Raw genomic sequence first — 26,319 nt, 5'->3', positions numbered from 1 at the left:
CGGTCCATAGACAACTGGGGGCAAAGAAGATAGAATAAATTTGCAGGGGGATAAATGGGCGTTATTGTGGCGCATGGAAAGCGCCCCCTGACAAAAGAAAGTGGTAGAAAAGGAGAGAGAATTCATGAAGCAGGTCAAAATGCTGTCGCTTTTGTCGGCCTTTGTTGTTTTGCTGTCATCGGCAGCTTGCGGCGGTACCCCCCCCCCCTCCCGAGGGCGCATCGTCTGACGTCGTAAGCGCGCCCGCGCCGCAGGGACCGGACGCGCAGGCGGGCGGTGCGGCGCGCGGATACACGCTGATCGCCGAAGTCTGCGAGTATAACCCGCGCGTAACGGCGATCGCCATCGAATATGACAAGGAGCTTCAGCTCGCGGTCGATCTGGTTGACCGCTATGAGGTGAGCGCGCAGCTCAACGCTGTCTCCACCTACGCCGGCGAGGAGCTGTCCGACAGCATCCAGCCGAAAGCGCCGCGCGAAATTGTCAAGGCATACACCTCGGACGGCCCGAACGTGGGTGTCATGAAAAAGGGAAATTATGTGATCCTGGAGCTTGACCCATACGACGAAAACGCATCCTCGGTCTATCTGGGCTATTCTTATATCCCGGAGGGCGGGGAGAAAGGCCAGTCGAAGGAGATCCTTCCCTATGGCGACAAGATGGTTTACGAGATCCGTCAGACGCTGCCGATCAAATATTCGGATGGCGGACTGACCAGCACGGGCGATACGTTCCAGCAGGCGGGTTATCAGACGCAGATCGTGGATGATTTCACACAGCATGTGTATGAATCGGAAACGCCGGGACTGACCTATAAAAAGCTGGCGTACAATCTGTATCAGCCTGAGGCGGAGGAAGGGGAGACATATCCGCTGATCGTCTTTTTGCATGGCTCCGGTTCCCGCTCAAACAACCTGGACGGACACGATGAAACCCTTTCCCCGCTTTATAATAATCAGGGCGGTATCACATGGGTGAAAAACGCCCCGGAACCGGCCTATGTCTTTGTGCCGCAGTACTTTGACTATCCGGATGTTACGACGAACTCCATCAATTGGAGCCATCCTGACGTCACGACAATGACAATGGAGCTGGTACGGCAGTTTGTGGATGACCCGTCCATGAAAATCGATCCGAACCGCATCTATATTTCCGGATTATCCATTGGCGGCCGCGGCTCCTGGACATTCCTGCGCAATCCTGCGTATTCCGACTATTTTGCCGGCGCGCTTATTATGTGCGGTTCCGGTGGCGTGACCGCATGGGATGTGATTACGGACGAAGAACTTGCGCAGCTCAAAGCGGTGCGCGCGAGTGGACTGCCGGTGTGGCTACATCACAACGATACGGACCCGACTGTCCCTGTGGAGGGAAGCCGGAACGCTTATAAGGTGATGCTCAATATCCCGCTGGACGATCCGATGCCGAATCCCACTGTGGAAACGGAAGATTATCGTTATTACGAATCGGCCGACGGCAAGATCAAATATACGGAACTCAAGTTCAAACCGGATCAGGTCAATGAAAATCTTGGCATCTACACGCCGGTTGGCCACTGGGTGTGGGAAAATACGTTTAAAGATAAGGCCGCGATCGCATGGCTGTTTGAGCAGAATCTGCAAAATCGCGCGCCGACCGTATTCCCGAATTAATACGATTTCAATCAGTTGCACGCCGGCCGCTCAGAGAAAACAATCGCCGTGGCCGGCGCGCAGCTGGTGAAAAAATTGAGGAGGTTTTTTTATGACAGGCTTTCCATTGATTATCGCATTCATCATTGCGGTTATACTGATGATTGTGGCAATCTCCAAGTTCAAAATCCATCCGTTTTTGTCGATCATGGGTATTTCGCTCATCCTCGGCCTTGTGGCGGGTATTCCTCTGACGGATGTCAAGAACGCCAATGGGGCGGTCACGTCGCAGGGGCTTGCCAACGTCATTGGAGCGGGCTTTTCCGGAACGTTTACAAGCATCGGTATCGTCATCATCCTGGGTGCGCTGATCGGCAGTATCCTGGAGGCGACCGGCGCAGCGTTCAAGCTGGCCGACCTGGTGATCAAGCTCGTTGGCAAAAAGCGCCCGGAGCTGGCGATTTTGTTGATGGGCTGGGTCGTATCCATTCCGGTATTCTGCGATTCGGGATTTGTTATCCTCAACCCGATCCGCAAGGCGCTTGTTAAGCGTACCATGACCTCGAGCGTCGCGATGACGGTTGCGCTCAGCGCAGGCCTTTATATTTCACACGTCTTTATCCCGCCGACGCCCGGCCCGATCGCCGCAGCCAACACGCTGGGCATCGGAAACAATCTGCTGCTTGTTATGGGCATGGGCGCGCTGTGTTCAATCGGCCCGCTGGCGGCTGGTTATTTCTTCGCGAAGTACATCGGCAAAAAGATCAAAGCGGCCGATGATGTTGACAACGGCGAGGTTGTCAAAACGTATGAGCAGCTTGTCGCGGAATACGGCAAGCTCCCCGGCGGGCTTAACGCGTTGGCGCCGATCGTCGTTCCGATTCTGCTTATGGCGCTCGGTTCCATTTCCTCCATGGCTGGCTGGTCCGGTATGACGGCAGTGATTTGCGGCTTTTTGGGTACTCCGATTATCGCGCTGGCAGTCGGCGCTGTTTTCGGCGCCATCCAGCTTTCCATCGCGGGCAGGATGGATAAATTTTATGAGATCACCAACGAAACCCTCAAAACAGTCGGTCCGATTTTGTTTGTCACAGCGGCCGGCGGCGTGCTCGGCAAGGTGATTTCCTCGTCCGACATGGTCAACTATATCACCGCCAACGCTGCTGCGCTTGAAACCATCGGCGTTTTCTTCCCGTTCATCCTCGCTGCGATCCTCAAATCGGCGCAGGGTTCCTCCACAGTGGCCATTACCACAACAGCCGGCATCCTTGCCCCGCTGATGGGCGTGCTGGGCTTCACAACGCCGGTCAGCGCCGCTCTGGCGGTTATGGCGATCGGCGCGGGCGCGATGACCGTTTCCCACGCGAACGATTCGTACTTCTGGGTTGTTACAAACTTTGGCGAGATGACGCCGGATCAGGGTTACAAGACACAGACGATGGGCACGCTGATTCTCGGAATCGCGGCCATGGCGGAAATCTTTGTCCTGTCTTTGATCTTCTAAGATAGAGAAGAAAATACTGGAAAGGAATGTGGAAAATGGGAAGTTCGGCAACAAAAGGAGCGGCCGCCGTAATCGCCGCCGTTGTGGTGTGTGGATTGATCGGTTTTTCGGCGCAGCACACGGTGCGCTTGAGTGAAGGAACAATCGCAGGGACGCCGGTTTTGACGACAAGCCAAAACAGTACGCTGACGCCGACCGAAGGGATTCACACGCCCACGCAGGAGGAGCTGAAGGCTGCCTTTACCATCAGCGCGGATACATTGAGCACCTATGCATGGGTCAATGAGGCGCAGTGCACCATGCCGATCCGCGAGGTAGCGGTCGATATCCAGGGACTCAATGCCGGCCATACGTATAAAACAGAGCCGGAGCTTCAGGATAAACAATTGGGCGCGCAGGGCGTGCTCGTAGTGCGTCCGTACAGCGGGCCATGGAACTGGATGAGCTACGAGACGATCGAGACCATCGACAAGGTGCTCGACGCGGTTTATGAAAAATATGACCTGCCTGCGGATACGCCGCTTGTCCTGTTTGGACGCAGTATGGGCGGCGTGGGTGCGCTCAATTACGCGCGCTACGGCAAGCACCCCGTTTCGGCGGTCGCAGTCAATTGCCCGGTAACAAATCTGTCCTATCACTGCACAGAGCGGCCGGACTGTGCGGCGACCATTTACAGGGCGTATAATTATTACGATTGCAGCGCTGAGGAAGCGGTGGCACAGCACGATCCCGTACAGTTTATTGATGAACTGCCCAAGGTGCCGTATTTCTTCGTCGCGGGCGACGCGGACGTTTCGGTTAACAAGGGCGTGCATTCAGACGTCTATGTTCCGCTGATGCGTGAAAAAGGATACGACGTCACTTACCTTGAGGTGCCTGGCATGGCGCACGTCGACCTGTTGAAGCATCCCGGGGCGCTCAAGCAGTATTCCGACTTTATAGCAAGTTTCGCAAAATAAGAACCGGCAGGACGCTGCCGTAAAACGGATAAGGTGTGAAAAATCATGCATAAATTTATTCTGATCCCCGATTCCTTTAAGGGCACAATGTCGTCTACTGAAATCTGTGCAGTGATGGAGACGGCTATCCGCCGGTATCTGCCGGATGCGCAGGTGTGCGGCGTGCCCGTTGCGGACGGCGGCGAAGGCAGTGTGGACGCGTTTTTGGGCGCTGTGGGCGGTGAGAAGGTCGCCGCGTGCGTCCAGGGACCGTGGGGCGAGGATGTGGATGCGTTTTACGGCGCGCTGCCGGGCGGCGTGGCGGTGATCGAGATGGCGGCTGCGGCGGGGCTGCCGCTGGTGGGCGAACGGCGCAGTGCCGAGCAGACAACCACCTATGGCGTGGGACAGCTCATGCGGCTTGCACTTGAGCGCGGATGCAAAAAAATCATCATGGGCCTGGGCGGCAGCGCGACAAACGACGGTGGCTGCGGCGCAGCCGCCGCGATGGGAGCAGTGTTCAGGGATGCAGACGGCGAGGCGTTTGTCCCGGTTGGAGCAACGCTTTCACGCATCGCCTCCATTGATCTGTCCGGTATGCCCAAAGAGCTTGCCGATGTGGAGATTGTAGCTATGTGCGACATCGACAATCCTCTGTGCGGGGAGCTTGGCGCGGCGCATGTATTCGGTCCGCAGAAGGGCGCTGATCCGGCGATGGTCGAGCTGCTTGACGCAGGTCTTGCCCATATGGCCGGGATTGTGAAAAAGGACCTTGGACGCGATATCCTTTTGCTGCATGGCGCGGGCGCGGCTGGCGGCATGGGCGGCGGCATGGTTGCCTATTTCGGCGCGCAGCTTCAGATGGGCATCGAAACGGTGCTCGACACGGTCGGTTTCGACGCGCTTTTAGACGGCGCGGACATGGTCTTTTCCGGCGAGGGGAAGATCGACTTCCAGTCGCTGCTCGGCAAGGTGGTGATCGGCGTCGCGCGCCGCACCAAAAAGGCGGGCGTTCCGCTGATCGCGGTCGTGGGCGATATCGGCGACAATATCGACGCCGCGTATGAAGCGGGTGTGTCGGCGATTTTCAGCACCAACCGCGTGGCGGTTCCCTATCAGCAGGCGCGTGTGCGTGCAAAAAACGACCTGGCGCTCACCATGGATAATCTGATACGTTTTTTTGTCCGGATGGGCCTGTGAAACATCATAAAACATAAAACAGCCGGCTGCCGGACCTTTTAAGGTCCGGCAGCCGGCTGTTTGTCCCCTGTCCCTATTCAAGCAGGCGGCCAAGCTCTTGCAGGCTGCCGGCCGGAGCCGCGCACGCGCCGTTTTGACAGAGGTAAAACAGCGCGCCGTCCTCCGGGATGGGATAGGAGGCTGTAAAGGGCGCGAGCTGTTCCAAAAGGGCGGCGTTCGACGGCGTTTTAACAAGCGTATACAGCCGGCGGCGCTCTGCGAGCGCAAGTAGGCCATCTGGGACTGCGCCGGCGGTCGTGCAGACCAGCTCGCGGGAAGGATAAAGCGCCTCGCCCATGGCGAGCAGCGAGAAGCAATGCCCTGCGGGATACGCCTGTGTTCTGGCAGCCAGAAAAGCGAGCTGCCCGTCGGCGCGCGTCTGCCAGATGGGATCGCCTGTCAGCTTCCACAGCCTTGTCAGGACAAGGCCCGCCGCCGCGTTGCCGGAGGGCATCGCGCCGTCGTAGACCTCTTTGGGCCGGGCGATCAGACGCTCCGAGTCGTCGGCTGTGAGGAAAAAGCCGCCGCCGCTCTCGTCCCAAAAATGCGCTTGCAGCGTCTGCATCAGTGAAACCGCCTCTTTAAGATGAACGGCGTCAAAATCGGCGGCGTACAGCTCCAAAAGTGCCCAGGCGTAAAAGGCATAGTCGTCAAGCTGTCCCGCATTGGCCGCTTCGCCCTCGCGCCAACGCAGCCACAGCCGCCCGTCCGAACCGGTGAGATTGGCGCGCAGGAAAGCCGCTGCGCGTTTTGCTGCGTCTAAATACCGCACGTCGCCAAGCGTCCTGTACGCCTTGGAAAGCGCGGCGATCATCAGCGCGTTCCAGGCGGTCAGCACCTTGTCGTCGCGATGCAGCGCCGCGCGGTGGCGCCGGAAGTCGAGAAGCTTTTCACGCAGTTTGTCAAAGCCCTCCGGCTCCTGCTCATACGCTGTATTTTCCAACAGGTTTGCAATGCTTTTGCCCTCAAAATTGCCCTGCGCTGTGACGCCGTACCAGCGGCAAAAGCGCGCCGCGTCCTGTGCGCCGAGCGCCTGCTCAACCAATTGAGGCGTGAGAAGGTAATACGCCCCCTCCTCGCCGCCGCTGTCCGCGTCCTGGCCGCAGTAAAACGCGCCGTCGGGGCTTGCCAGCTCCCGCAGGACATAATCGAGCGTGCGGCGCGCGATTGTTTCCCAAAACGGCCGTCCGTCCTGAGAAAACGCCTCCAGATATGCATAGGCAAGCAGGGCGTTGTCATAAAGCATTTTTTCAAAATGCGGCGCAAGCCACTGCCGGTCGGTGGAGTAGCGTGAGAAGCCGCCGCCGATCTGGTCGAACAGGCCGCCGCGCGCCATCTGCGTCAGCGTCTTTTCCGCCATGGAACGCGCGTCCCCGGCTTTCTCCCGCCGGGCGTAGTCCATGAGAAAGAGCAGGTTGTGCGGCGAGGGGAATTTCGGCGCACCCCCAAAGCCGCCGTCAGTCGAATCGAAGGCGGCGCGGAGCTGACCGGCCGCCGTGTGCAGCAGCGCGGGCTGTGGCGCCTGCGCCCCGCCTGTTCCATGCTGCGCGATATAGGCCGCGATTTCGTCGCCCGCCTGCAAAAGCTGTTCGCGCTCTGTCCTCCAAAGCAGCGACACGCGCTTTAACAGATCGATCAGGCCGGGCTGTCCGTAACGGCTGTCTTTGGGAAGATACGTCCCCGCCCAGAACGGCTTTTGCTCCGGCGTCATCAGAATAGTCAGCGGCCATCCGCCCGAACCGGTCATCGCCTGACATACCGACATGTAAACCGCGTCGATATCGGGGCGTTCCTCGCGGTCCACCTTGATGGCGATAAAGCCGCTGTTCAGCACGTCGGCAGCCTGTGCGTTCTCAAAGGATTCGCGCTCCATCACATGGCACCAGTGACAGGTGGAATAACCGATTGAAAGAAATACCGGGCGGTCGGTGCGGCGGGCGGCGGCAAACGCCTGCTCGCCCCATGGGTACCAATCGACCGGATTATGCGCGTGCTGAAGAAGGTAAGGGGATTTTTCGTGAATCAGCCTGTTTTGATGCATCACAGCAAACCTCCGATTTTTATGAGCCAATTGTATCATGTTCCATCGGTTTAGCGTAGCACAAAACAGCGAAAATATACCCATGGGCTGCCGGGAACAAGCAGATTCCGGCAGTGGTCCGGCAAGGGATCAGCGATGGCGAGGCCAAGCTCATCATCACCCATTCCAACCGTCAGCGGGGCCTGGATGAACTGCTCCCCAGCGAGAAAACCTTTGCCTTCAAAATGGAGCTGGAAGGGCTCAAAGAAACCCGGAAACAACTGCAAAAGGTTGATCTCATAACACAGCTTGAAAGTGCTGTAAACGCTGATGAACAGTCGGTTTCCGAGGATTTGTTCAAAGTTGAACAAATGAAATATAGCAGAGAAACATTGGCAGAGCATTATGGCCTAAATCCCACAGAATGGCACCGCTTGATTCACCTGCCCCACCTGTGTCCCGAACTTTTGGAACTGGTGAACGACGCAAAGCTCCCCCGTCTATGTAGCTGTCCCCATCGCCTACCTGCCAGCAGATACCCAGCCGCTCCCGTCCAAAACGCCAAAGAGAACGGCGGTCAAGATAAAGTCTGCCGTTTTGAAGAAATATTTTCGAAAGGGGGAATCGGCAAAGGAGATAGAAAGCACCATCGCCGCCGCGCTGGAACTCTATTTTTCCAGCCGGCAGGAACAGAGCTGATTTCAATACCCCATCGCATTTCCAAAATCAAAAGTGCTTGTCCTTCGGGCCAGGCACTTTTCTTTGCCCAAAATGCAATGAAGGAGGCTGTCAACATGAAAGAAAAAATCCCTGGCTGGCCCCCAGCTGCGCCAGCCTAAAGCCTCGGCTCTACCAGATCGGGGTGGCGGAATTTTCCGGGGCGCCAGAGGAACTGAACATCGCTATCCTGGCGGGCTGCCTTGCGGGAGAACTTTAAACCGCCGGGAGATGAGGCCCCTTTTTTGCGATTCCTCTATCAATTTGAACAGGAGGAAAAGGATGAAAAAATTTCGCAAAGCAAAATGGGCGGCCCTTATCGCCGCACTCCTTGCAGGGGCGTCCGCCATCGTCGTCAGGTCAGTAAGAAAGTGAGGGCCGAAGATGAAACGAACATTGTCGATCCTGGCCGCTGCTATTCTGATTTTCAGTATGGGCAGCATTGCTTATGCAGAGGATGCCCCGGAGGGGGTGCGGCAGTATGTCACCAAGAATACGCCCCAAGGGGATGACGCCTCAGAACCTATCCCCATCCTGGGGCTGGATACCGAAGCCATTTCCGCAGCCAGCGGCGGCTATTCCAACAGCGACCCGTACTTTGCGTCTTTGCGGCCTAGGCCATCATCTGGGAGATCGCTTCGGGGCAGTCCCCCCGTTCTGGCAGCGTCTACAAGGCGGTTACCCCCCAACTCCGGCCGGCTGGGCAGATACTACGAGGAAATCCGCTTGGAGTCGGGAAGATCAGAGGACAATGCCTGGAACCTCTATGGCCGCACGGTCCGCCAATCCCACAATTGTAAGCAGAGAACGAAGTTTTTTGCAGGATGCCGCTTTATTGTGCGTACCCCTGTGATCGATATAGTAAATATCGGTGGCCGATTTTGCGGTGATATATCCTGCGAACAGTTCACTGGCTGCCGCCCGGAAAATGCGGAGCGCATCCCCTGCGAAAGGCTCGCGTTTTTGAAGAAAATCAATGGCGATACAGGTATCAATTGAGACTTTCATATTTTACTAAGCCTTTCATTCCTGGCTTCTTCCAGTGTTATCGTTCCAGGAATACTGCCGTAGAGGGAATCTACAATATCCAGTTTGTCTTGAAAAGGTGAAGTAAGCCGAGCAACGACCTTCCCATTCCGGGTGATGTAAACATTCTGTTCCCCATCCGAAACATGGTGGAGGCGGCCATCCTCGCTGTGCCCACCCTGTTTTTCTGTTTCCGGCTACTGCCTTTCGCCCTCACGACAAACATCGTGATCACCATGGCCTTGGTGGTCCCCTCAGCGGGTTTTGCCCTCATCGGCCTGGGGGATGACAGCCTCTCCCGGTTCCTGATTGCCTGGTGGAGATGGAAACGGGGAAGGAAAATCATCACCTTCCGGGGGACGCCCCCGGAGAGCAAAAAGCGCGGGAGGTCTGTGTAATGGGACTGAAAGAAATCATCTTCGGTAAGCAGATCAAGCAGGCCCACGCCGCCCAGTACCGCAACAGTACCCAGGGTTGGCTGCCGGTGCTGGATGTGCAGAACAAAGTCGTCATTACCAAGGACGACCGGTATGTGAAGATTCTGGAGATCATGCCAGTGAACTTTTATCTGAAATCATCCATTGAACAGCAGAATATCATCTTCTATTTTTCCAGTTATCTGAAAATCGCCCTGGATGGACAACTCTCAGGAAATTGTCCTGTTCCGGGGGCATAAACCCTTGCAGCTTTACAAAATCACTCCGGAGGAGCTGCCCGACTTTGAGAAGCTTCAGCCGGTGCGGATCACCGATTATATCCCCGAATGGCGCAGGCTGGAGGAAGAAAAAGTCTGGGAAATGAAGGAGCGGCGGACAACCCAACGGAAAAGTTCATCGCCGCCAGTACCACCACGACAGGAGCAACGCCAGCCACCAAAAAGGAATGAGACGGGGCGGTGCGAAGCAACGCCAGCACGCGGAGCGTGCGTATCACCGACTTTTAGTCGGTGATTAGTATCAAAACAGAAAGGATGGTCGATTTCCATGAAGGCAGAGAACATGATCCACCCAGGTTTCCCACTGATGAAACAAGGCGACATCGTTTCCTTCTACCATCTGCAAATGCCCCGCTGGCTCTTTACCGAATCAAAATATATGGCGTTATCTTTGGAGGCAAAGGTGGCCTGCTTTCCTCTTAAACCGCTTCCAGCTTTCCCGCGGGGTGCAGCGGATATGATGTTTTACTCTCTCAGCGGGACCTTAGTTGGACCGCTATCGCCGACCTGCGAAACGAATATCACCCTGGTCAGGAGCTGTCCTGCCGCTTGAAGGAGTATAATAGCCGGGAAGGAAAACTTTCTATCGAGGATTCCCTCTAATGCTCTACCCATCATAAAAATAGAGAATATTCATAATTAAGCACTTGGCAAAGGCAGACAATATTTTCTGGAGATAGCCCATTTTTTCCTTGGCTTGGCGCCAGAGAAATGGGATCAATAGAGAATAGAAGTCGGAGCGGTGACTAAAAAAACCTCCCACACCGTCTGGCGTGGGAGGTTTTTTGTACTTGGAGTATTTCTGGCTTTAATCTATATTCTCTGGAAAAAAGAGGGTCCAGGTCTATCACAGAAAAATCACAGAACAAAACCATTACATAATAGCACAAGGGCTATTCTAATAATAAATAGTATCTGTCCTACTTGTAGAAGTACGCAATAACAATGGCCTCGAGCATAGCAACTACACGCTGGACATCCTTCTCATCACGATTAGCCAACATAGTTTCCAGATTGCATAATAGGGGAAGTTTCTCAACATCACCAAATAAAGCAGTGTGAGCATTAACATTCAAGAGCTGGCAAAGGGCGGCAAAACGATCAAGGCGGATTCCCGAGTTACCCAGCTCAAAATCTGTAATAAACTGAACAGATAAGTCCATATACTCCGCCAATTGTTCTCGAGTCCACTTTTTAGATTCTCTTGTATCTCGGAAACGTTGGCCCATGTTTATATTTTGGGGCTTTTTTTCTTTCATTGCAGTAACACCTAATGCTTATAATATATCAATGGAGAGCACAGAACAGCCGCATCTTTAAAATCTACTGCCGGGACAACGAGAAATCCCCCCAGATTATCAGCCGGGAACTGGTGAAAGAGGAATTGGGAGAAACCACCAACCAGTATGTCAAGCTGGCCAACCTCTGGATGGACCGGCAGACCAACCAGATGGGGTATGACAACCTGGCTGTGGACAGCCTGGTGGACCCCGGGGACTACTGTCAAAAGACGGAGAAACTCTTTGGCCTCTACAAACGCTGCGCCACCTGCAAAGAGGTGGAAGGGCTGACCGGCCTTTTCCTCGTCTATATGGAGGTCCTGCCCATATCGCCATGCGCCGGGAGGTGGAGTTTTACCAGGAACAGGTGAAGCACTTCCAACCGGAAACAGCGTGTCGGCCTTCGATCGCCTAAAACGGGTAAACATCCAAAGTGGAAGGGTCGATGATTCGAATCTCCCGCCCCATTCTTTTGGCATACTGTATCGTAGCTGCCGTACCTCCCCGCCACTCTCCACCATAAACTGCAAGAAGGATAGAAGTAACATCCACCAGGTAGTGATTGCGCTTTCGCAGGCAATCTTCTTGATATTCCTGCGCGACATATGTCACGGTATCCGCTTGCCGCAATATCCCTTGATAGCGCTTCTGTGCCGATTGGCCCCACCCTTTCTCCTGCCCATTCCATGGCAGGATACAGTGTAGGCTTAGCGCCGGGTTTTTGACGCGCTGGGCAAGAACAGTGGCGGCGGCCCATTGGTCCACCCCTTCCGCCATACCGGAGAAAAAATCGGTCACACCCGCATGGATCAGCTTTTCTATTTCACGGTCCAATATTGTTTTCAGCGCTACACATCGGCTATCCGTTTCGTTATACTTCCATGGGAACTTAGACGGCCTGTGACCGGTAAAGGCGCAAAACTTCCCACTCATCCATTGACCACTCCCCTTACAATTTTTTTGATATGGGGATTATATCCCCTTAATAAAGAGGATTATAACCCCCATACTATTGGTTGTCAACCAAAGGGGATGGTAAAATGATCGTATTTGACCGGTTATGGCAAGTCATGGCAGAGCGAAAAGTTTCTACTTACCAGTTGCGGGAAAAATGCGGCCTTGACAGCAAAACCATCCGGCGGCTTCGGGCCAATGACAATATGGAAACCAAAACGCTGAATAAATTGTGCACCCTTCTATCCTGCAAATTAGAAGATATTGCGGAATACATTCCAGACGATATAGAGCGAAAGCCGTCTTGAGGTTACACGACTCAAGATGGCTTTTTACTATGTAGTATTCACACCTATCAGCAGTTGATGGGGCTACGGCTATAAAGCCTGCCCCATCTCTGGAAGCTGTTTTGGCCGCTGCCATGGGGCGGTCAGAACAGCTGGTAGAGATATCATCCGCCTGCGGTATAAGGAGGGCTGCCAATGGGGCTGAAAGAATATGTTGTCATGCTAAGGTCATGCGCCTTTGCATAGGCTTCCAGCCTGCGTTGCTGTGCTGCCAGTATCTCCACGCTGTCCGACCCACTGTGGGCAACACGGCAGTATAACCAAGTCTTTTTTGCCCTCATCCCATTCCCTCCATACAAAAGTCTTTCATCTTCCAGACAATATCAACCTGATTTCCGGGGTAAATATCCACACGTTCAATCAGTGCGTCAGCCAGGGAGGTACTCAATCCGCTGGCGGCTGAAATTTCCTGCGCCAGTTCCAGTCTGGCGTTTTTTGCTTTGGCATCCATTTTCGCCTGGGAGATTTCAGCGGTGAGCGCGTTGTGGACTTTCCGCAGACGTTCCAGTTCCGTATCAACACCGGCTTTCTGTGCCTTGTATTCCTCCATGCTGATTTCTTTCAGTAAGACCTGCTCATATAGTACCCGTTTCCGGTCAAGGCAGCTTTCCACGCGCTGGCCGTACTCTGTCTGCTTTGCAATCTTCGCGTCCAGCAGGCTGGCATTTGAAATGTTCTCCACGTTCAAAATCACCTGCGCCTGCCTGGAAATAATCTCATAGAGCATTGTTTCCAAGTCCTTTTCGGCAATCCGCAGACCGTGGCAGGCAGCGGACTGATCCACCTCTGTATGCTCGCAGACAAAGGCATGGTTCTTGCTCCCGTTCAACAAATCAATCTGATAGAGGTTTTCCCGGTGGCACATCTCCATGACTTCCGCTTTGAAATACTCCATAGCTGCGTCCGTACAGCGGTGCTTGCAGCCCTCCCTTGTGTCCGCTGGTCTTTCCATGTAGGGCAGCAAGGGTACTTCCGCAATCCGCAAAGAATTGATTATGATATGCACATGAATGTTGCCGCTGTGGTTATGCCCGTCCGGGTGGGTGCATACAAGGGCTTGGTGTCCGGGGAAATGCTCTTTACAGAACTGCTCGCCCAACGCTTGCGCCCGGTCAACCGTCAAGCCGTTGTCGGGTGCGTCACGGGGGTCAAAACTGATAATGTAATGGTGGCTCTTTACGTCCTCCCGCTTCTGGTTCTTGCCGTATTTCAGATTGGAACGCATACACGCTATGGCGAAATCCTCATCACCACAATTAAGGGAAGATATGCGGTAATCATCACGGGGGAGAAGCCGCCCATTTTTATCAAGAGTGGGCTTCATGGTAAACTCGTCATGCTCAAAAGTTAGGTAATGCTCGGCAGCTCCATAGTCGGCATTTTTAGAGCTGATATGTTTGAATGTTGCCAACGGCTTCACCTACTTTCTGCAAGACTTCAAACTTCAAGGCGGCAAGCTCGGCGGTGGCGGCTCGCACTTCTTGGGAGAGGGCGTTATAAGGTGCGCCGTACTCATTCAGGCAGCGGGCAATCTGGTTCAAGTTGCCGCCGATTTTCCCATACTCGGCTGTGAGTTTCCCAACGACAAACAGCAATTCATCATTGACCGGGGAAACGGTGATAACCGGACGTATGCTTGACTTGATAAGGGCTTGCCGGATAAACTCGGCTTGGCTCATTTTGCAGAGGGTGACACGCTCGGAAAACTCTGCATATTCTTCCTCGCTCAAGCGTGTCTTGATTACCCGGCGGCGGTGGGGCGTGTTATATTTCTTCATGGCTGTGAACCTCCTTTCGTGGGTGGATTTTTTCAAGCGGCTGGGGCCGCAAAAGGCGGGCTTGGGGTGGCAACCCCAACAAGATTCCCGCAGGACAAAATGAGCGATTAGCGAAATTTGGTACTGTGGTAGAATCTTGCTCTAAGAAACTGCGCTGTGTGGTATCTTCACTTACTATCCAGCTTTCCTGGGCTGGTTTGTTGCGTTCCGGCGAAAATTTCTCATGGAATTTTCTGATACCCTCGACGGAAGGGGCGGAGATTCTGCCAAAGCTGCGGAAACATTTCTCCCCCTAATACCTACAACACCACGCAAAGCAAAAATGACGGAGATTTGGGGAAATTTCTTCATTTTCCTTTCATTTCCCACACCACCGAAAATTGAAAACTGCCAAACAAACAAGACAAATTTTCTCTTTGCCCGCCCTTCACGGACAGCTTGCGGATTTGCCAAACGGGAGAGAAGATTTTTTCTAATCCCCCTTTGCGCGGCGCAATACTGGCAATTTTTGAAAATGCCAAAAATGAGCGCAAAAAAACAGGAAATCTTTTTCTTGATTTCCTGTCTTGGTGTGCCGCTGTGATGGGCGGCGGTTATTCAGTTTTTTTGTATGGCTGTTCATCAAAGCGGAACTGTAACAGGGCAGCGATAAGCCGCCGTTTGATGTTGTCCTCGGTGTCCCTGTTGACCTGTCCGTTTTCAAGGGAAGCAAACCGGATTCGTTTGCCATAATGCCGTAAAACCTCGTCCACGGCTTCCGGCTCTCCGCTGGTTGCTTGGATAATGGTTTCATACGGCACAAGTTTAGGATTCCTCACGGAAAAGCACCTCCATTTCCTCATGCAGCATTTGCAAGGCACTGTGTATGTGATGTCATGCTGTACTCCGGCAGCGTCCGTATAATTCCCCGATTTCCTGCTCCCCGTTCGTAAGGATAACCCTCTGACCGCATATCGTAATCGGGTATTGCTTGTAAGGGTCTATGAAATAGGTGTCTGATGTACAGATGGATAAAATTTTTCTTCGGTGAGGTATTCAAAAGATATTTCCCTTTGCCGCCGCTTATCCCTGTCACGCCATGCGTTGATAGCAGCGTAACGAATGACAACTCTGCAAAAAGCGTTAAATGTGTATTCGATATGCTCCTTGTATGCTTCTGTGTAAGGCATAAATGATTCCCCCTTTCTCTCACATAGGGCAGTACATGGTTGAGAGTTGCAATTTTAATTCAGAGGGGCAACAACATTTTAAGTCGCCGCCCCTTGATTGCAAACCCCAAAACTACTGTCAAGTATGGCCTTATAGTCTTATTGGCTCAACGGATTTACTGTTTACTAATTTACCTTATACCTCAAAATTGTTTTGAGCTTATCCTCTTTTGTTCTATTAGTCAAATAGATTTCTCTGTGATAATCTGTTATCCGTTGCAAGCCATTTTCTTTTGCAAATCTATCCATTTGCTCAAAAGAGAATGGTTCATTGTCATATGAGCCAATATGCAGAATTTCAACACATTTTCCGTCATGTATCGTATCAAAAACAATTTCTTCATACAGTCGGTTTGGCTTTTTAATTTTAACCCTTTCCAATGCAGCACATACCATTTCCGCTGTGATAAAGTCCGGCTGACGTATCATAATGGTGTATTCCAAATTTTCTTTTATGAGTTTACCCGCAGCAGATTCCGTATCAACGTTTTTCTGTTTCCAGATACCCTCTAAAGGATAAACTGTAAAGTCGTGGATTTCATTTGATAAAATATTTTTAGTTGCAGTAGATTTATAACCCATTTTAATAGCATACGCTAATGAAAAGAGAGCACCTACCTTATCTGAAAAATCCGTGTCGTTAGGATTTCCGCTTCCCTTAATCATAATAAAATTTTGTGTGGGTATATCTACCAAAGCAGGTATACTTTTTGCTCCATACAGAGCTTTTTCGTGCTTTCTCCATTCAAATTTCATATCAGCACCTCCTTATGGAAACAGTGTATCAAACATAACCCGACACCTAATGTCATGTTCTATATTTTTCCTGCATTTTCTGTAATCTTTTTTTCATCTGCTCCCGTATAGACTGTGGTTCTATTATCTCAACGCTATCCGAAAAAGACATCACATAAGAATACAGAACCTCATTGTCGGGTAAATCTATTTGGACATATAAATTTCCCTGTGAATCTTCTGTTATGTTATCTGTAAATTCATCATAAACACGAAAGGCTGCTTGCCTGTCAAATTTCAACTTGACAGCAACCGTATTTTCAACTTGTATTTGTTTTTCGATTTTAGCCGGTGTAAAGTCTTGCGTAAAAGTTTCAGACAGCATTTCAAGCTCTTTTATTCTCGTCAACTTGAAAAAGCGGTAATCATTTCTTAATAGGCAAAAAGAATATAAATACCAGCTTTTGCTCTTGAATACTAACCGAATAGGTCTTACATTTCTTTTCTCCTTATTTCCTTTTCCACTAAAATAGCAAAAGGAAATAACTCTCTTTTGGAAAATGGATTCTTTGATGATATTAAATGTATCTTGCTGTGGGGTACGATGCGCCCAGTCTGAAAAATCAACTTCAATCCAATTTGTAGATTTTATCTGAAATAAACCGCTTAACTTTGTGAGCAATTCATTAGAGTTTTCTTCTGTGGTCGCAACCATTCCTTGCAGTGCTGTTAGCATTTGTTCCTGTTCTTGTTCAGAAAACAAAGATTTATCCAGCGTATAATCGTTTCGGATAGAAATACCTCCCCCTTTTCCCTGTGTTGCATAAATAGGGATTCCCGCACTGCTTATGGAGTCAATATCTCTGTAAATGGTTCTGATTGATACTTCAAATTTTTGAGCAAGTTCGGGGGCGGTTGCCTTTCCGTTCTGTAAAAGATAGTACACAATTCTAAATAATCTGCTTTCCTGCATTTTCATCACCTCCCGTATATTATAATACATAAACCTGTCAATTAAATGTCATGTTAAAAAATGAAGAGAGGGATTTCGTAGCAGTCGGCATTGGTGGTAATGTGTATAACAGGCTGTCTTATAGAGTTATCCATTATTCCATAGCCTGTTATGCACATTTCCACAATGCTTATCTTTTGGTCTTTGGCTTCTTTGGTTCGGAATAGTGTGGTGCTGGCGGTCTATCTCTTGTTTTCGGTTGCTTGCTTCTTTACCGTACATGAGCATTCACGCCAGGGTTGTCGGAACCGTACCCCTCCAAAAGATTGACGATTCCCCACACGCCGAGACCAGCGCAATAACCAGTACCTTCAAAGTTTCAATAGTGCTTGCAAAAAATTCCATACATTTTCCTCCTTAAATTTGTTGTGATGGGTTGATAGGGACAAAAAAGCCCGCCGGTTAAATCAGTCAATCGGCGGGCGCATCAGACGCGGGCGGCGCTTCGAGTTCACAGCTTTCAAAAACGTCGTCCGGTCGGACGGTCAATCTCCGGCTAAGATATTTTGCAATATCAAAAGCGTTCTTCTTGCTGGAATCCAGCAGGTATTTATATTGTGGATGCTTGGTACTGTCAAATTTGTCGCTGAAGAACGGTCTTACGCCCTGCACCTGCAAGATGCACTTGCCGCCGTCCATCACCGCTAATTCATCGGTTGATATAAGTTCTTTTCCGAGTTTCTGGTAATTTACCCCCATGCTGCGCTGGCTTCCCCGCGTGTCGGAGGTATTGAAAAGGTCGATGGTTTCCTTTCCCAGCGTTTCCGAAATCTCTTTCAGGGTGCTGCGCTCCTTACCGCCCAGAAACAGGACGCAGGAGCAGTTGCCGATGATGGTTTCCGCATGGTCTTTGTAGACTGCTTTTAACTGGCTCTGCGTCTGCACCACGATATGCGCCGAAATCTCGCGGCTTCGGATAACACTGATAAGGTGCTGGAAGTTGGGGATTTTCTGGTTGGCAAACTCGTCCAGCAGGCAGGTAACATGGGTTTTCAGTACGCCGCCGTTTTCCAGCGCCTTATCGCACAAGACGTTGACCATCTGCGTATAAACCATTGCAGAAATGAAATTGAATGTCATATCCGTATCGGACACGATACAGAACAGCGCCGTCTTGCGGTCGCCAATCTTTTCAAGTTCCAGTTCGTCGCCCTCCATCAGTTCCCGCACCTCCCGGATGTCAAAAGGAGCCATTCTTGTGCCGCAGCTAATAAGTATGCTCTTAGCTGTCTTGCCCGAAACGAAATGTCAAGGTCTTTTTAATCAAGTTCACAAAATATTTACGGATTCGACAAGATGGGCCGGGGTGCTGTTCCCCGGCCCGTCCCTGCGTCCGTCTGCGGCTCACATCTGTTGAATCTCATTGCGCAATATACGCTTGATTTTGTCGCTCATGGTTTCGGTGCTGGTGGTGCTGAAATGAACACGCACCTTGTAGGTGGTTTTGCCGATTTTCTTGACAAGGGTGGGCGCGTCCTCCTGCGTGATGGGCGTGGTGTTGGCGGCGGTGGTGCTGGTCTGTTCGTTGTTCATAGGCGCTCCTTTCGGTGACGGCTTCGCCGGTAGGGGCGGGCCGTGGGTGGTGGTTAGTCGTTGAGAAGCCGGGTGGCCTCGTCCTTATTGGCGGCGGCGTTGCCCTTGCGGTAATTCGGCCCGTTGAAGCATATCGGGGTGCAGCGTTCCAGAACGCGGTCATAGATTCGGGCGTGTGCTAAATCCTTGGGGGCTTGCAGCTCGGCAAGCGGTAGATTTGTCGTGATGATGAACGGCAGGCGGCTTAAATATCGGCTGTCAACGACGTTGTAAACCTGTTCCAGCGCGTATTCTGAATTGCGCTCTATCCCTAAATCGTCGATGATTAACAGGCTGAAATGGTGAAAGCTGGCAAGATACTTGTTTCTGTCCTCGCTGAACATTCCTGATAGGCTGTTGAGTATCTTTGAGAAGTTTGTCATAAGCACGGGGACGGCATGCTCGGTGAGTACGTGGGCGATACAGGCGGCGGCAAAGGTCTTTCCAGTGCCAACGCCTCCCCAAAGCAAAAGCCCCTGTCCGCGTTCTTTCATGGCGGCCCAATGTTCCACATAGCGCCGGGCGTACTTCATAGCCGGATTCTGGCCGTCGTCCCCGGCGAAGGTATAGGCCAATAGCGCCCGGTCTTGTAGGGCCGTTGCTTTCAGCCTGCTGATTCGGTCAAGGCGTTCCTGCTCCCGGCGGGCGGTCTCCGCTGCCTCCCGGCGCTCCTGTTCGCATTGGCAGAGGCAGGGCATAAGCCGTTCCCTCTCGAAAAGCGTCACGCGGCATTGTTTGGCCGTGTGGCACTTGCCGCAAAATAACAGGCCGGTTGCCGGGTCGGTGTAGTCCTCCGGCGCTGGCGTTGCTGCCGCCGCGATACCGTCCATCATTCTTTCCAGCTCGTCCCTCATAAGCTCTCGCCCTCCTTGTAGGTGTAGTCGGGCAGGCCGCCGCCCTTGGTTCCGCTGGCGGCCTTTTGGCTGTCCTCGCTGGCCCAGCGCCGGATTGTGGCGGCATGGCTCTTGTACTTCCTGCCGGTGGATTCCATGTAAGCGGACAGCTTTTCGACGTACTTCTCCCAGACGGTGGGAAACTCCGCTTGTAGGTCGGCAAGCTCGGCCTCTGTCAAAAGCACATTCTGGTATCTGCCATAGGTGCGGGCGGGCTGTCCCTTTTTTAACTCTCTCTCTATCTCTTTCTCTATCTCTAACTCTATCTCTATCTCTGGTGGACGAACGTCGGACAAATGTCCGCCATTTGTCCGCGACGGTAAAAGCGCCCGGTTTTTCTGCCTCGCGGCCCGCTTGCGCTCCCCCTCGGTGGAAGATTGGCCGATTAGCAGCTCAATGTTGCTCATGTAGTACGCGCCGCCGTCCAACAGTTCCACAAGGCCCAGCTTCAAGAAGATTTGCAGGGCGCGTTCCACGGTTCCGATTTGCTGGCGGGTGATGGTGGCTATCATCTGCGCCGTATAGGGGATATTCTCGTCAAGCTGAAGCCTGCCGCCGTGCTTCAGCGATTTCAGATACAGCTTCAGCAGAATGTTGGAGTAGAGAACGCCGTCCTGCATACTTTCCAGCAGGACGATGGAATCCTCGTCAAAATAGCTCTCTTTCAGTTTCAGGTAGTAGTATTTCCGATTGTCGGACATGGGGTGTCCCTCCTTTGGGTTCTGATGGGGTCTGTATGCCTTTAGAAGCCGTTTTCCGGGGGCTAAGGTAAAATGTATCACGCCCCCTTTGACAAGCGCCCGGAAAGCCGCTGTTTACGGGCCTTTTTCAATGCCTAAAGCGTGACATTTCAGCCGTTGTTTCCGCTTGCGCTGGGCGGCTCCTATTCGCTTCATGCGTCCGGCGCACTCAGGGCAATATTTGGCCCGGTTGGAGCCGGGGACGAAAAGCGCCCCGCATATGGTACAGCGTTTCCCGTCGCGTCGGTGAAGCAGGGCCGTTTCAAGCTCCCTATCCAGCGGCAGGACGGCGGCCCGAAACCAACGGCACAACAGGGAGTAGGAAATGCCCTGGACGCAAACGCACTCGTCGCCGTCGTCCAGTGCAAGGCAGTTCCCGCCGTCGTAGTTGCAGCACTCATGCACGAGCCGCCGCGCCCGTCGATACTGGCGGTAGTCCATGATGGGGATTACTTCACGCTGCCTGTTCATCGGCGGGCCGCTCCTGTTCCTCCGGCTGCATGGCCGCCGCTGCGGGCGCGGACGGTGTCGGAGGCAGGGATAGCCGAATAGTCATGGTGATGGTGATATTCAAAATCGTTTCTTTCATCGGTCGAGTTCCTCCTTGTGCTTGGATTGTTCGGTTTTAGCAAGCTGTTCGGCGGCCTTGCGTAGCTGTTCCACGGCCTTGACTTCCTCGCGCATGGCCCGCATTTCCTGATATAGCACGTCCTTTTTCGCGGTGAGAGTGTCGGCCTCGGCCCGCCACTGTTTGGGCGTGACGGCCTCGCCGGTGGCCTTTAGGCCGTCTAGGAAACGGGCGGCGCTCTCGTATAGGGTAAGCTCCGCGCCGTGGCGCTCCGCAAACTTTTCACGCTTGCCGGGCTTCATGCCGTCAAGCTGGCGGCGGGTTCCCTTGTGCTGCTCGTACTGCACCCACATTTCCAGCCGTTCCGTAAGGGTGGCTAGTCGGCGCTCGGTGGTGCGTATGTCGCCCCGTAAGTCATAGTAAGCGCCATTCATGGCCGACACTTTTTCATAGAGCTGTTGCATGGAGATAATGCCGTTCTGTTGTAGGAAATTGAATAGGGCGGCGCTTTCTTTGAGGGCTTTCACTTTGCCGTACCGGGTCGCCGGTTGGCTCATTTCCTGCCGGGCCTGCCATAGCTGCGCCATGACGCTTTCCTTGCCCTGCGGCCCCTCGGCCTTTTCTTTCGTCCAGTTGTAGAGGCGCGTTATACGGGCTTTAATCTCTTTCAAGAGTTTGTTGTCGGCGGCGATCTGCCGGTTGACGCTGCCCTTGTCGGTGGCAATCCCGCGCCGCTCCATACGGGTAGCGGCTACTCCCATGTGAACGGTGGGTAACTGCTCCACGCCCTGCCGCTTGTAGCTGCGGTGGTCGATTCGTTCCGGCCTGCCCGTCTGCTCTAAAGCTCGGTTGGCGTACTCGGCCCATGCCGCCCGCCACTGTTCGGCCTTGTCCTTTTCGTTCCAGTCGGTGGTGTCGGCGCGGTGGTTCTTCCAGCCGCCTTTGCCGTCCGGGATTCGCTGGCCCCGTGGGTCTAGGTCGTATTCCTTGCGGCACTTCGCGCCCCATTCGCTGGATTGCTCTAACGGTCGCATGGTGAGCATGATGTGGGCGTGTGGGTTGCCGTCACCCTTGTCGTGGAGCGCAAAGTCGGCGCACATTCCAGCGGCGACAAAGTTATCCCGAACGTAGGCCCGAACAAGGGCAAGCTGGGCCTCCCGGTCAAGCTCGGCGGGCAGGGCGATTTCAATTTCCCGTGCAAGCTGCGCCTTGCCGGATTTTTCGATTTCCTCCACGCTGTTCCAGAGGGTGGAACGGTCATGAAACGCCGGGGGTGCGTGGGTCGGTAGCAGGATTTCCGAATGGATAACACCGCCCTTGCGGGTATAGTCGTGGGTCTGGCCGTCCCACTCGTTGGTTAGCTTCTGGCCGCTTCGGTAGGCGGCTGCGGCGACGGCTGAACGGCCCTCGCTGCGCTTGATAATCTTGATGGTACAGTGATAGATGGCTATGGTCGCCCGCCTCCTTTCGGGTGGGGGATAATCAGGCCGCATGGGACGGAATAGCCGCAACGCGGGTGTTCCGTCCCGTGTGGCTCACTGGGGGTTTGGGGCGAGTAGCTCCCCATCGCGGCCAAAGGCCGCAACGCCCCCGGCAGGGCGCACACACCGGCAACGGTGCATAAGTGCGCCCTTGTCCCAAGGGAGCTATCCCGCGTCCCCGGTTTTCGCTGATTTTGCGGCGACTTCTCCGGCTCCCGGCAGACGGGAGAGGACAAGCAGGAACGCCCCCACTTCCTCGCCGGTCATGGCGGCCACGGCGGGAAAGACGCTTTCCAGAATGGCCCCGCGCTCAATGAGGCGGTGCGTCCGGGCCTTGCGCTCGGCGTTGGCTTTCTTGTTGAGTAGAATCTTTTGGCGGTTTTGGAGCTGGTGCAGCTCTGTTTCAACCTTTCGTTTTTCTTCCAGCGGGTTCATAGTCCCTCCCTCGTCCATTTCCTTTTTTTGAAATACTTTTGCAGCTTCTTCACGGCCCGGCGCACGGAATCGCTGGCCTGCGTTGGGCTGATTCCCTCGGCCTCGGCAATCTCCCGGTATTTCATTTCCAGCATATAGCGCATATGCAGGCGGCGGGCCTGCGTGGGGGTAAGCTGGCCGATGGCCTCCCACAAATGCTCCAACAATAGCTCTTGCGCCGCCTCGTCCTCGGCCTGTATCATGTAGTCCTCCGGGGACGGCTGCGCCCAACCGATAGCGTCATTCTCGATACCGTCCTCGCAATCAAGGGAGAAATACGCCTTGTGGTAGAACATCTTGCTTTTACGGTTGTTTTCCTCGCGGCGCAAATGGAGCAGGGCATCGGCTATCTCGTCCGGCACTTCCACAAATACGTCCGTCTTGACAAGGGGATAGTAGTAGCGTTTCAGATTGATTACTGTCATGGGCTAACCTCCTAAAATGCAAGAGGGGCAGGCGGTGAAGCCTGTCCCTCTCGGTGATGGGGCGAATGTCCCTCACTTGGTTAGCCCGAAAACGGCGTTTCGTGGGGTCTGTATTTGAAAAAATCTTGAAACTTTTTTCTGGCCGCCTCCACGGAATCCCGCAGGGCATATTTTGAGCAACCGTCCAACCGGGCAATCTGTTCATAGGTGAATCCGTCCAGCGCATAGAGCAGGAACCGGCGGCGCTGTGCCTCGGTGCAGCTCTCCAGAACGGAAAGCAGCTCGTCCAGCGTTTCCCTCCGGCAGACATATTCCTCCAGCGTTTCCTGATGGGGCGTGCGGCCCTCGGCGACGACTATGTACTCGTCAAACTCCCGTATGTCCCAATGGCGGCGCTTCTCATGCGAAAGATTTTCGCTTTTGTGTTTGGCCCGGTCTAGGCACTCGTAAACCTCGACACTAACCTCCACGGACAGGGCTTGTCCGTTTATTTTGATGGTGACTTCCATCTGCCTTTCCTCCGTTTCGATTTGGGTTTGCGCGAATCGAAACGGGGGCGGCCGGGAGCGGCAGCGGGGCCGAACGTCGGGGCAAGTTGGCCCGAACCTGACCGGCTGGAAAAGGGAAGTTTCCGGCCCTCCCGCGCCGGATTTTCCTAACTTTTTATAAACTGGCGGGCCGGTAAAAAGGACGGCGCGGAATCTCTGCAAATATCCCCGGCGTTCGGCTGCAATCGCAGACGAACCACAACGGAATAGCTCTGGTCTTGTCGCATAAAAACAGGGCGCAAGTGATTGGTTTTTCACTTGCGCCCTGCTGGACGTTTCCGCTATTTTGTTGTGACTTGTCCCCCAATTAAGGGGTAGGGCAAAAGGGGTATTTGTTCATGGGCGGCCCTCCATGCCGCCGTTAAGATTGAAAGAAAGGCGCAACAATCACGCCCTCCGTAAACACAAAGCGACGGCCTTGAAATTACTCGATTTCAAAACCGCCGCTTGGGGCTACTCTATTTTGTTCGGGCGCACACTTATCCAGCCGCCGGAACAACGGTTTTTTATTTACCGTTGGGCAGTAGCTTTTTATCAGTTATGTCAATAAAATCCGTTTTCGTCATACCATACAAATAATAATCACAATATGTGTTTACCATTTTTCCGTCCCGAATATGCCCCTCCCGCTTAAAACCTACTTTTTCAAGTGTTTTATATGACGCGATATTTAGAACGTGAACATCAGACCATAGACGTTGTAATTCTGTTTTTTCAAAACAGAAAATCACTACTTCTGTTAAGGCTTCTGCCATAAGACCATTTCCTTGATAGATTGGGGAAAGCCGGAACGCCACTTTTGCCATACGGTCATTTCCAATGAGATATACCCACATTTCACCAATTACCTTGTCGTCCTTTTTATGGACAATACCCCAATGAAAACTCTTTGTAGGTCGCTCCTTTTTTTGAAATATCAATTCGGGGTTTAAGTCGCTTTTTCCGGGACGTTTCCCCCAATATTGATACAATGAATTGTCGCCAAGCCATTCTTTCAAATCGGCAACATCATCATATTGCAAAGGACGTATTAGAAGCCTGTCTGTTTCAAGTATCGGTTTATTCTGAACATAATCTTGTAGTTTCATAAATCTCCTTTAGAAATTAAATATTTGTTCCCAATTAAAGCAGCCGGACGCCTCTGTGCTTCTCGGCCATTCGCTGCACCATACAGGAACACCGGGCGTTTCTACTCTGTCAAAACTCGGCGTATAAGGCTTAATATCCAGTACGGGAGTATTGTCATCCGCGTCAATAAAAGTAACTCGAATAATTCCCTTTTCTAAATCAATGCTGATAATTTCTGATGTTGTCAAAGCGATAGGGTTCGGACGGGCGGGTGACCTTGTGGCGAAAACACCCATTACGGACGGCGCATTTTTATAGGGCTGTTCGGTTTGTAATATATTTCTGTCTGATTGATTATCACAATCACTAAACCACCACATTACATTGATATGGCTAAATCCGTCCAATGCTTGCAGTCCGGAAATATATTCCGGCTCTAATTCGATAAATGCCCCGTTGTCATCATTCTTTACCTTTCCAATGGGCTTTAATTGATAGCAATTCATATTGTACCTCCCTGTTTTTTTGTGAGTTCAGTATAATACCTCACATCATGTGAGATACAAGATGGAAATTAAAAATGTCCTGCTTTTTTGCAGGACATTACTATCGAAATTCCAAAGGTATTTGAATTTCGGTCAGATACTTTGCTGGATTTCTTTCATTCCACGCCCCTCTATGCACAATTTGCCGCATGGGGCTTGACATTCGATAATTGCTATTTTTTTGTAGCCATTTTGCAAAAGCAATATACGCTCCCTTGATATTTGAAAAATCACCATATACCATTGTACAAGCCATAATGGGTACAGGCTCGATAATACGAAAGCAAAACGGGGCAATTTCTTTGCATAGCTTATTTACAGAAACGCACAGTTCAATATCCACATTTTGTTCCTTATATTCTGTGTCGTGATAAACAGAAAAAGTATGATTGGATATTTCTATTTTCTGTTCTTTAGCAAAAGCAGAAAGTTCATTCCATAAATCCCCCTCGGAGTAGTATGTAGGAACAATTCTGCGTAAGGATAGCACTTGGTATTCTGGTATCGCTTTAATGGAAATGTTGTAATGAAGTTCTCTGTTGTTTCCTTGTATTTCGTTTTTAGCAATCGCAATTTTCCGTATTTTTTCCTGTTCGTTTTGTATCGTCTGCTCGATTTCTAATTGCTTTTGTTCAAGCGTTTTAAGGAGTAAGCAATCGTCCATTTCAAGCGCAAGAGCAATTTCAGAAACATTAAAACCGCTGTCACGCAAATACAGTATTCTGTTTAGACGGGGTATTTGAGTGACTGAATACATTCGGTGTCCCGTCCATTTATCAACTTCTGCTGCTTTTAGCAGCCCCAATTCATCATAATATCGAAGCATACGAATAGATACTTGCGTTAGCTTTGAAAACTCACCTATTTTAAACATCTTATCACCACCTGTATATCATTATAC

31 protein-coding genes and 3 pseudogenes are annotated in these 26,319 nt (G+C 52.2%); 10 read left to right on the top strand and 24 right to left on the bottom strand.

Annotated features, from left to right (window positions below; all coding sequences use genetic code 11):
* Positions 1-164: 164 nt before the first annotated feature.
* The 4 genes from FMM72_RS00990 (at position 165) to FMM72_RS00975 (ending at position 5,273) form a co-directional block, all read left to right on the top strand.
* Positions 165-1,652 carry a hypothetical protein gene (locus FMM72_RS00990; RefSeq protein WP_162220307.1) on the top strand — a complete coding sequence of 496 codons (1,488 nt, stop codon included), beginning with the start codon at positions 165-167 and terminating at the stop codon, positions 1,650-1,652.
* A gap of 91 nt (positions 1,653-1,743) precedes the next feature.
* Positions 1,744-3,135, top strand: coding sequence for a GntP family permease (locus FMM72_RS00985; protein WP_160209327.1), 1,392 nt, complete (start codon positions 1,744-1,746; stop codon positions 3,133-3,135).
* A gap of 35 nt (positions 3,136-3,170) precedes the next feature.
* Complete coding sequence (locus FMM72_RS00980; RefSeq protein ID WP_160209328.1) at positions 3,171-4,094, top strand: alpha/beta hydrolase family protein; 924 nt, start codon at positions 3,171-3,173, stop codon at positions 4,092-4,094.
* A gap of 45 nt (positions 4,095-4,139) precedes the next feature.
* A complete protein-coding gene (locus tag FMM72_RS00975) occupies positions 4,140-5,273 on the top strand; it encodes a glycerate kinase family protein (protein ID WP_160209329.1) in 1,134 nt (377 codons plus the stop codon).
* 73 nt (positions 5,274-5,346) lie between these two features.
* Here FMM72_RS00975 and FMM72_RS00970 read toward each other — a convergent pair whose 3' ends face one another.
* Complete coding sequence (locus FMM72_RS00970) at positions 5,347-7,353, bottom strand: thioredoxin domain-containing protein (protein ID WP_162220306.1); 2,007 nt, start codon at positions 7,351-7,353, stop codon at positions 5,347-5,349.
* 113 nt (positions 7,354-7,466) lie between these two features.
* Between FMM72_RS00970 and FMM72_RS00965 the strand changes: the two genes are divergently transcribed.
* On the top strand, positions 7,467-8,171 hold the full coding sequence (locus FMM72_RS00965) for a hypothetical protein (protein WP_162220305.1): 705 nt from the start codon (positions 7,467-7,469) through the stop codon (positions 8,169-8,171).
* A 619-nt stretch (positions 8,172-8,790) separates the two neighbouring features.
* On the opposite strand, the gene FMM72_RS17565 is transcribed toward FMM72_RS00965, so the two are convergent.
* Positions 8,791-9,057, bottom strand: a complete 267-nt coding sequence (locus tag FMM72_RS17565; RefSeq protein ID WP_303840923.1) for a PIN domain-containing protein — start codon at positions 9,055-9,057, stop codon at positions 8,791-8,793.
* Positions 9,058-9,472: 415 nt separating this feature from the next.
* Here FMM72_RS17565 and FMM72_RS00955 point away from each other — a divergent pair, with 415 nt between their 5' ends.
* The gene (locus FMM72_RS00955; RefSeq protein ID WP_162220303.1) at positions 9,473-9,751 is read left to right on the top strand and encodes a hypothetical protein; all 279 of its coding nucleotides are present in this window, start codon (positions 9,473-9,475) and stop codon (positions 9,749-9,751) included.
* Between the two features lie 307 nt (positions 9,752-10,058).
* A complete protein-coding gene (locus FMM72_RS00950; RefSeq protein ID WP_162220302.1) occupies positions 10,059-10,343 on the top strand; it encodes a hypothetical protein in 285 nt (94 codons plus the stop codon).
* Between the two features lie 367 nt (positions 10,344-10,710).
* Here FMM72_RS00950 and FMM72_RS00945 read toward each other — a convergent pair whose 3' ends face one another.
* Complete coding sequence (locus tag FMM72_RS00945; RefSeq protein ID WP_162220301.1) at positions 10,711-11,049, bottom strand: helix-turn-helix domain-containing protein; 339 nt, start codon at positions 11,047-11,049, stop codon at positions 10,711-10,713.
* Positions 11,050-11,063: 14 nt separating this feature from the next.
* On the opposite strand from FMM72_RS00945, the gene FMM72_RS00940 reads away from it, so the two are divergent.
* Positions 11,064-11,441 carry a DUF6744 family protein gene (locus FMM72_RS00940; protein WP_162220300.1) on the top strand — a complete coding sequence of 126 codons (378 nt, stop codon included), beginning with the start codon at positions 11,064-11,066 and terminating at the stop codon, positions 11,439-11,441.
* Between the two features lie 40 nt (positions 11,442-11,481).
* On the opposite strand, the gene FMM72_RS00935 is transcribed toward FMM72_RS00940, so the two are convergent.
* The gene (locus FMM72_RS00935) at positions 11,482-12,003 is read right to left on the bottom strand and encodes an SLOG family protein (RefSeq protein WP_162220299.1); all 522 of its coding nucleotides are present in this window, start codon (positions 12,001-12,003) and stop codon (positions 11,482-11,484) included.
* Positions 12,004-12,110: 107 nt separating this feature from the next.
* Between FMM72_RS00935 and FMM72_RS00930 the strand changes: the two genes are divergently transcribed.
* Positions 12,111-12,332 (top strand): helix-turn-helix domain-containing protein, encoded by a 222-nt coding sequence (locus FMM72_RS00930; RefSeq protein WP_162220298.1) that lies wholly within the window; start codon positions 12,111-12,113, stop codon positions 12,330-12,332.
* Positions 12,333-13,178: 846 nt separating this feature from the next.
* On the opposite strand, the pseudogene FMM72_RS00925 reads toward FMM72_RS00930, so the two are convergent.
* Together FMM72_RS00925 and FMM72_RS00920 are read right to left on the bottom strand one after the other, a co-directional pair.
* Positions 13,179-13,782 (bottom strand): annotated as a pseudogene (locus FMM72_RS00925) (relaxase/mobilization nuclease domain-containing protein); the annotation flags it as partial.
* Positions 13,754-14,149: a plasmid mobilization protein gene (locus tag FMM72_RS00920; RefSeq protein WP_162220297.1), complete on the bottom strand. Its 396-nt coding sequence runs from the start codon at positions 14,147-14,149 to the stop codon at positions 13,754-13,756. The gene FMM72_RS00920 and the pseudogene FMM72_RS00925, both read right to left, overlap by 29 nt.
* A 223-nt stretch (positions 14,150-14,372) precedes the next feature.
* On the opposite strand from FMM72_RS00920, the gene FMM72_RS00915 reads away from it, so the two are divergent.
* Positions 14,373-14,732 (top strand): hypothetical protein, encoded by a 360-nt coding sequence (locus FMM72_RS00915; RefSeq protein WP_162220296.1) that lies wholly within the window; start codon positions 14,373-14,375, stop codon positions 14,730-14,732.
* Between the two features lie 10 nt (positions 14,733-14,742).
* On the opposite strand, the gene FMM72_RS00910 is transcribed toward FMM72_RS00915, so the two are convergent.
* The 18 genes and pseudogenes from FMM72_RS00910 to FMM72_RS00830 form a co-directional block, all read right to left on the bottom strand.
* The gene (locus tag FMM72_RS00910) at positions 14,743-14,967 is read right to left on the bottom strand and encodes a helix-turn-helix domain-containing protein (RefSeq protein WP_162220295.1); all 225 of its coding nucleotides are present in this window, start codon (positions 14,965-14,967) and stop codon (positions 14,743-14,745) included.
* Positions 14,968-15,129: 162 nt separating this feature from the next.
* Positions 15,130-15,318 (bottom strand): hypothetical protein, encoded by a 189-nt coding sequence (locus tag FMM72_RS17560; protein ID WP_431603332.1) that lies wholly within the window; start codon positions 15,316-15,318, stop codon positions 15,130-15,132.
* 165 nt (positions 15,319-15,483) lie between these two features.
* Positions 15,484-16,113 (bottom strand): GyrI-like domain-containing protein, encoded by a 630-nt coding sequence (locus tag FMM72_RS00900; RefSeq protein ID WP_162220294.1) that lies wholly within the window; start codon positions 16,111-16,113, stop codon positions 15,484-15,486.
* A 52-nt stretch (positions 16,114-16,165) separates the two neighbouring features.
* On the bottom strand, positions 16,166-17,071 hold the full coding sequence (locus tag FMM72_RS00895; protein ID WP_257431975.1) for a helix-turn-helix transcriptional regulator: 906 nt from the start codon (positions 17,069-17,071) through the stop codon (positions 16,166-16,168).
* Between the two features lie 256 nt (positions 17,072-17,327).
* Positions 17,328-17,449 (bottom strand): annotated as a pseudogene (locus FMM72_RS17465) (Maff2 family mobile element protein); the annotation flags it as partial.
* 66 nt (positions 17,450-17,515) lie between these two features.
* A pseudogene (locus FMM72_RS00885) lies at positions 17,516-18,343 on the bottom strand (VirD4-like conjugal transfer protein, CD1115 family); the annotation flags it as partial.
* Between the two features lie 105 nt (positions 18,344-18,448).
* A complete protein-coding gene (locus tag FMM72_RS00880) occupies positions 18,449-18,637 on the bottom strand; it encodes a transposon-encoded TnpW family protein (RefSeq protein WP_162220293.1) in 189 nt (62 codons plus the stop codon).
* A 53-nt stretch (positions 18,638-18,690) separates the two neighbouring features.
* On the bottom strand, positions 18,691-19,530 hold the full coding sequence (locus tag FMM72_RS00875) for an ATP-binding protein (protein WP_162220292.1): 840 nt from the start codon (positions 19,528-19,530) through the stop codon (positions 18,691-18,693).
* On the bottom strand, positions 19,527-20,270 hold the full coding sequence (locus tag FMM72_RS00870; RefSeq protein WP_009901632.1) for a phage replisome organizer N-terminal domain-containing protein: 744 nt from the start codon (positions 20,268-20,270) through the stop codon (positions 19,527-19,529). Before FMM72_RS00870 ends, FMM72_RS00875 begins: the two co-directional genes overlap by 4 nt.
* 114 nt (positions 20,271-20,384) lie before the next feature.
* Positions 20,385-20,780: a cysteine-rich VLP domain-containing protein gene (locus FMM72_RS00865; RefSeq protein ID WP_162220291.1), complete on the bottom strand. Its 396-nt coding sequence runs from the start codon at positions 20,778-20,780 to the stop codon at positions 20,385-20,387.
* Positions 20,764-20,898: a hypothetical protein gene (locus FMM72_RS17300; RefSeq protein WP_257431972.1), complete on the bottom strand. Its 135-nt coding sequence runs from the start codon at positions 20,896-20,898 to the stop codon at positions 20,764-20,766. Before FMM72_RS17300 ends, FMM72_RS00865 begins: the two co-directional genes overlap by 17 nt.
* On the bottom strand, positions 20,895-22,370 hold the full coding sequence (gene mobQ, locus FMM72_RS00860) for a MobQ family relaxase (protein ID WP_162220290.1): 1,476 nt from the start codon (positions 22,368-22,370) through the stop codon (positions 20,895-20,897). The genes FMM72_RS17300 and mobQ overlap by 4 nt, the downstream gene beginning before the upstream one ends.
* Before the next feature lie 153 nt (positions 22,371-22,523).
* Positions 22,524-22,793, bottom strand: a complete 270-nt coding sequence (locus FMM72_RS00855) for a DUF3847 domain-containing protein (RefSeq protein ID WP_180322861.1) — start codon at positions 22,791-22,793, stop codon at positions 22,524-22,526.
* Positions 22,790-23,257 carry an RNA polymerase sigma factor gene (locus FMM72_RS00850; RefSeq protein ID WP_162220288.1) on the bottom strand — a complete coding sequence of 156 codons (468 nt, stop codon included), beginning with the start codon at positions 23,255-23,257 and terminating at the stop codon, positions 22,790-22,792. Before FMM72_RS00850 ends, FMM72_RS00855 begins: the two co-directional genes overlap by 4 nt.
* A gap of 80 nt (positions 23,258-23,337) precedes the next feature.
* On the bottom strand, positions 23,338-23,766 hold the full coding sequence (locus FMM72_RS00845; protein WP_162220287.1) for an RNA polymerase sigma factor: 429 nt from the start codon (positions 23,764-23,766) through the stop codon (positions 23,338-23,340).
* Positions 23,767-24,311: 545 nt separating this feature from the next.
* On the bottom strand, positions 24,312-24,893 hold the full coding sequence (locus FMM72_RS00840; RefSeq protein WP_162220286.1) for a GNAT family N-acetyltransferase: 582 nt from the start codon (positions 24,891-24,893) through the stop codon (positions 24,312-24,314).
* A gap of 9 nt (positions 24,894-24,902) precedes the next feature.
* Positions 24,903-25,379, bottom strand: coding sequence for an SAM-dependent methyltransferase (locus FMM72_RS00835; RefSeq protein WP_162220285.1), 477 nt, complete (start codon positions 25,377-25,379; stop codon positions 24,903-24,905).
* A 100-nt stretch (positions 25,380-25,479) separates the two neighbouring features.
* Complete coding sequence (locus FMM72_RS00830) at positions 25,480-26,292, bottom strand: MerR family transcriptional regulator (protein WP_162220284.1); 813 nt, start codon at positions 26,290-26,292, stop codon at positions 25,480-25,482.
* Positions 26,293-26,319 lie beyond the last annotated feature (27 nt).

Source organism: Anaerotruncus colihominis (genome assembly GCF_010206195.1).
GTDB classification, from domain to species: domain Bacteria; phylum Bacillota; class Clostridia; order Oscillospirales; family Ruminococcaceae; genus Anaerotruncus; species Anaerotruncus colihominis_A.
Note: the sequence above shows the minus strand (reverse complement) of the source record. Positions and strands in the feature narration are given on the sequence as shown.

Coding starts and splice junctions, on each gene's coding strand:
- FMM72_RS00985 (WP_160209327.1), top strand. CDS start 1,744: ATGACAGGCTTTCCATTGATTATCGCATTCATCATTGCGGTTATACTG.
- FMM72_RS00980 (WP_160209328.1), top strand. CDS start 3,171: ATGGGAAGTTCGGCAACAAAAGGAGCGGCCGCCGTAATCGCCGCCGTT.
- FMM72_RS00975 (WP_160209329.1), top strand. CDS start 4,140: ATGCATAAATTTATTCTGATCCCCGATTCCTTTAAGGGCACAATGTCG.
- FMM72_RS00970 (WP_162220306.1), bottom strand. CDS start 7,353: ATGCATCAAAACAGGCTGATTCACGAAAAATCCCCTTACCTTCTTCAG.
- FMM72_RS17565 (WP_303840923.1), bottom strand. CDS start 9,057: ATGAAAGTCTCAATTGATACCTGTATCGCCATTGATTTTCTTCAAAAA.
- FMM72_RS00955 (WP_162220303.1), top strand. CDS start 9,473: ATGGGACTGAAAGAAATCATCTTCGGTAAGCAGATCAAGCAGGCCCAC.
- FMM72_RS00950 (WP_162220302.1), top strand. CDS start 10,059: ATGAAGGCAGAGAACATGATCCACCCAGGTTTCCCACTGATGAAACAA.
- FMM72_RS00945 (WP_162220301.1), bottom strand. CDS start 11,049: ATGAAAGAAAAAAAGCCCCAAAATATAAACATGGGCCAACGTTTCCGA.
- FMM72_RS00940 (WP_162220300.1), top strand. CDS start 11,064: ATGCTTATAATATATCAATGGAGAGCACAGAACAGCCGCATCTTTAAA.
- FMM72_RS00935 (WP_162220299.1), bottom strand. CDS start 12,003: ATGAGTGGGAAGTTTTGCGCCTTTACCGGTCACAGGCCGTCTAAGTTC.
- FMM72_RS00930 (WP_162220298.1), top strand. CDS start 12,111: ATGATCGTATTTGACCGGTTATGGCAAGTCATGGCAGAGCGAAAAGTT.
- FMM72_RS00920 (WP_162220297.1), bottom strand. CDS start 14,149: ATGAAGAAATATAACACGCCCCACCGCCGCCGGGTAATCAAGACACGC.
- FMM72_RS00915 (WP_162220296.1), top strand. CDS start 14,373: ATGGAATTTTCTGATACCCTCGACGGAAGGGGCGGAGATTCTGCCAAA.
- FMM72_RS17560 (WP_431603332.1), bottom strand. CDS start 15,318: ATGCCTTACACAGAAGCATACAAGGAGCATATCGAATACACATTTAAC.
- FMM72_RS00900 (WP_162220294.1), bottom strand. CDS start 16,113: ATGAAATTTGAATGGAGAAAGCACGAAAAAGCTCTGTATGGAGCAAAA.
- FMM72_RS00895 (WP_257431975.1), bottom strand. CDS start 17,071: ATGAAAATGCAGGAAAGCAGATTATTTAGAATTGTGTACTATCTTTTA.
- FMM72_RS00880 (WP_162220293.1), bottom strand. CDS start 18,637: ATGAACAACGAACAGACCAGCACCACCGCCGCCAACACCACGCCCATC.
- FMM72_RS00875 (WP_162220292.1), bottom strand. CDS start 19,530: ATGAGGGACGAGCTGGAAAGAATGATGGACGGTATCGCGGCGGCAGCA.
- FMM72_RS00870 (WP_009901632.1), bottom strand. CDS start 20,270: ATGTCCGACAATCGGAAATACTACTACCTGAAACTGAAAGAGAGCTAT.
- FMM72_RS00865 (WP_162220291.1), bottom strand. CDS start 20,780: ATGAACAGGCAGCGTGAAGTAATCCCCATCATGGACTACCGCCAGTAT.
- FMM72_RS17300 (WP_257431972.1), bottom strand. CDS start 20,898: ATGAAAGAAACGATTTTGAATATCACCATCACCATGACTATTCGGCTA.
- mobQ (WP_162220290.1), bottom strand. CDS start 22,370: ATGCGGCCTGATTATCCCCCACCCGAAAGGAGGCGGGCGACCATAGCC.
- FMM72_RS00855 (WP_180322861.1), bottom strand. CDS start 22,793: ATGAACCCGCTGGAAGAAAAACGAAAGGTTGAAACAGAGCTGCACCAG.
- FMM72_RS00850 (WP_162220288.1), bottom strand. CDS start 23,257: ATGACAGTAATCAATCTGAAACGCTACTACTATCCCCTTGTCAAGACG.
- FMM72_RS00845 (WP_162220287.1), bottom strand. CDS start 23,766: ATGGAAGTCACCATCAAAATAAACGGACAAGCCCTGTCCGTGGAGGTT.
- FMM72_RS00840 (WP_162220286.1), bottom strand. CDS start 24,893: ATGAAACTACAAGATTATGTTCAGAATAAACCGATACTTGAAACAGAC.
- FMM72_RS00835 (WP_162220285.1), bottom strand. CDS start 25,379: ATGAATTGCTATCAATTAAAGCCCATTGGAAAGGTAAAGAATGATGAC.
- FMM72_RS00830 (WP_162220284.1), bottom strand. CDS start 26,292: ATGTTTAAAATAGGTGAGTTTTCAAAGCTAACGCAAGTATCTATTCGT.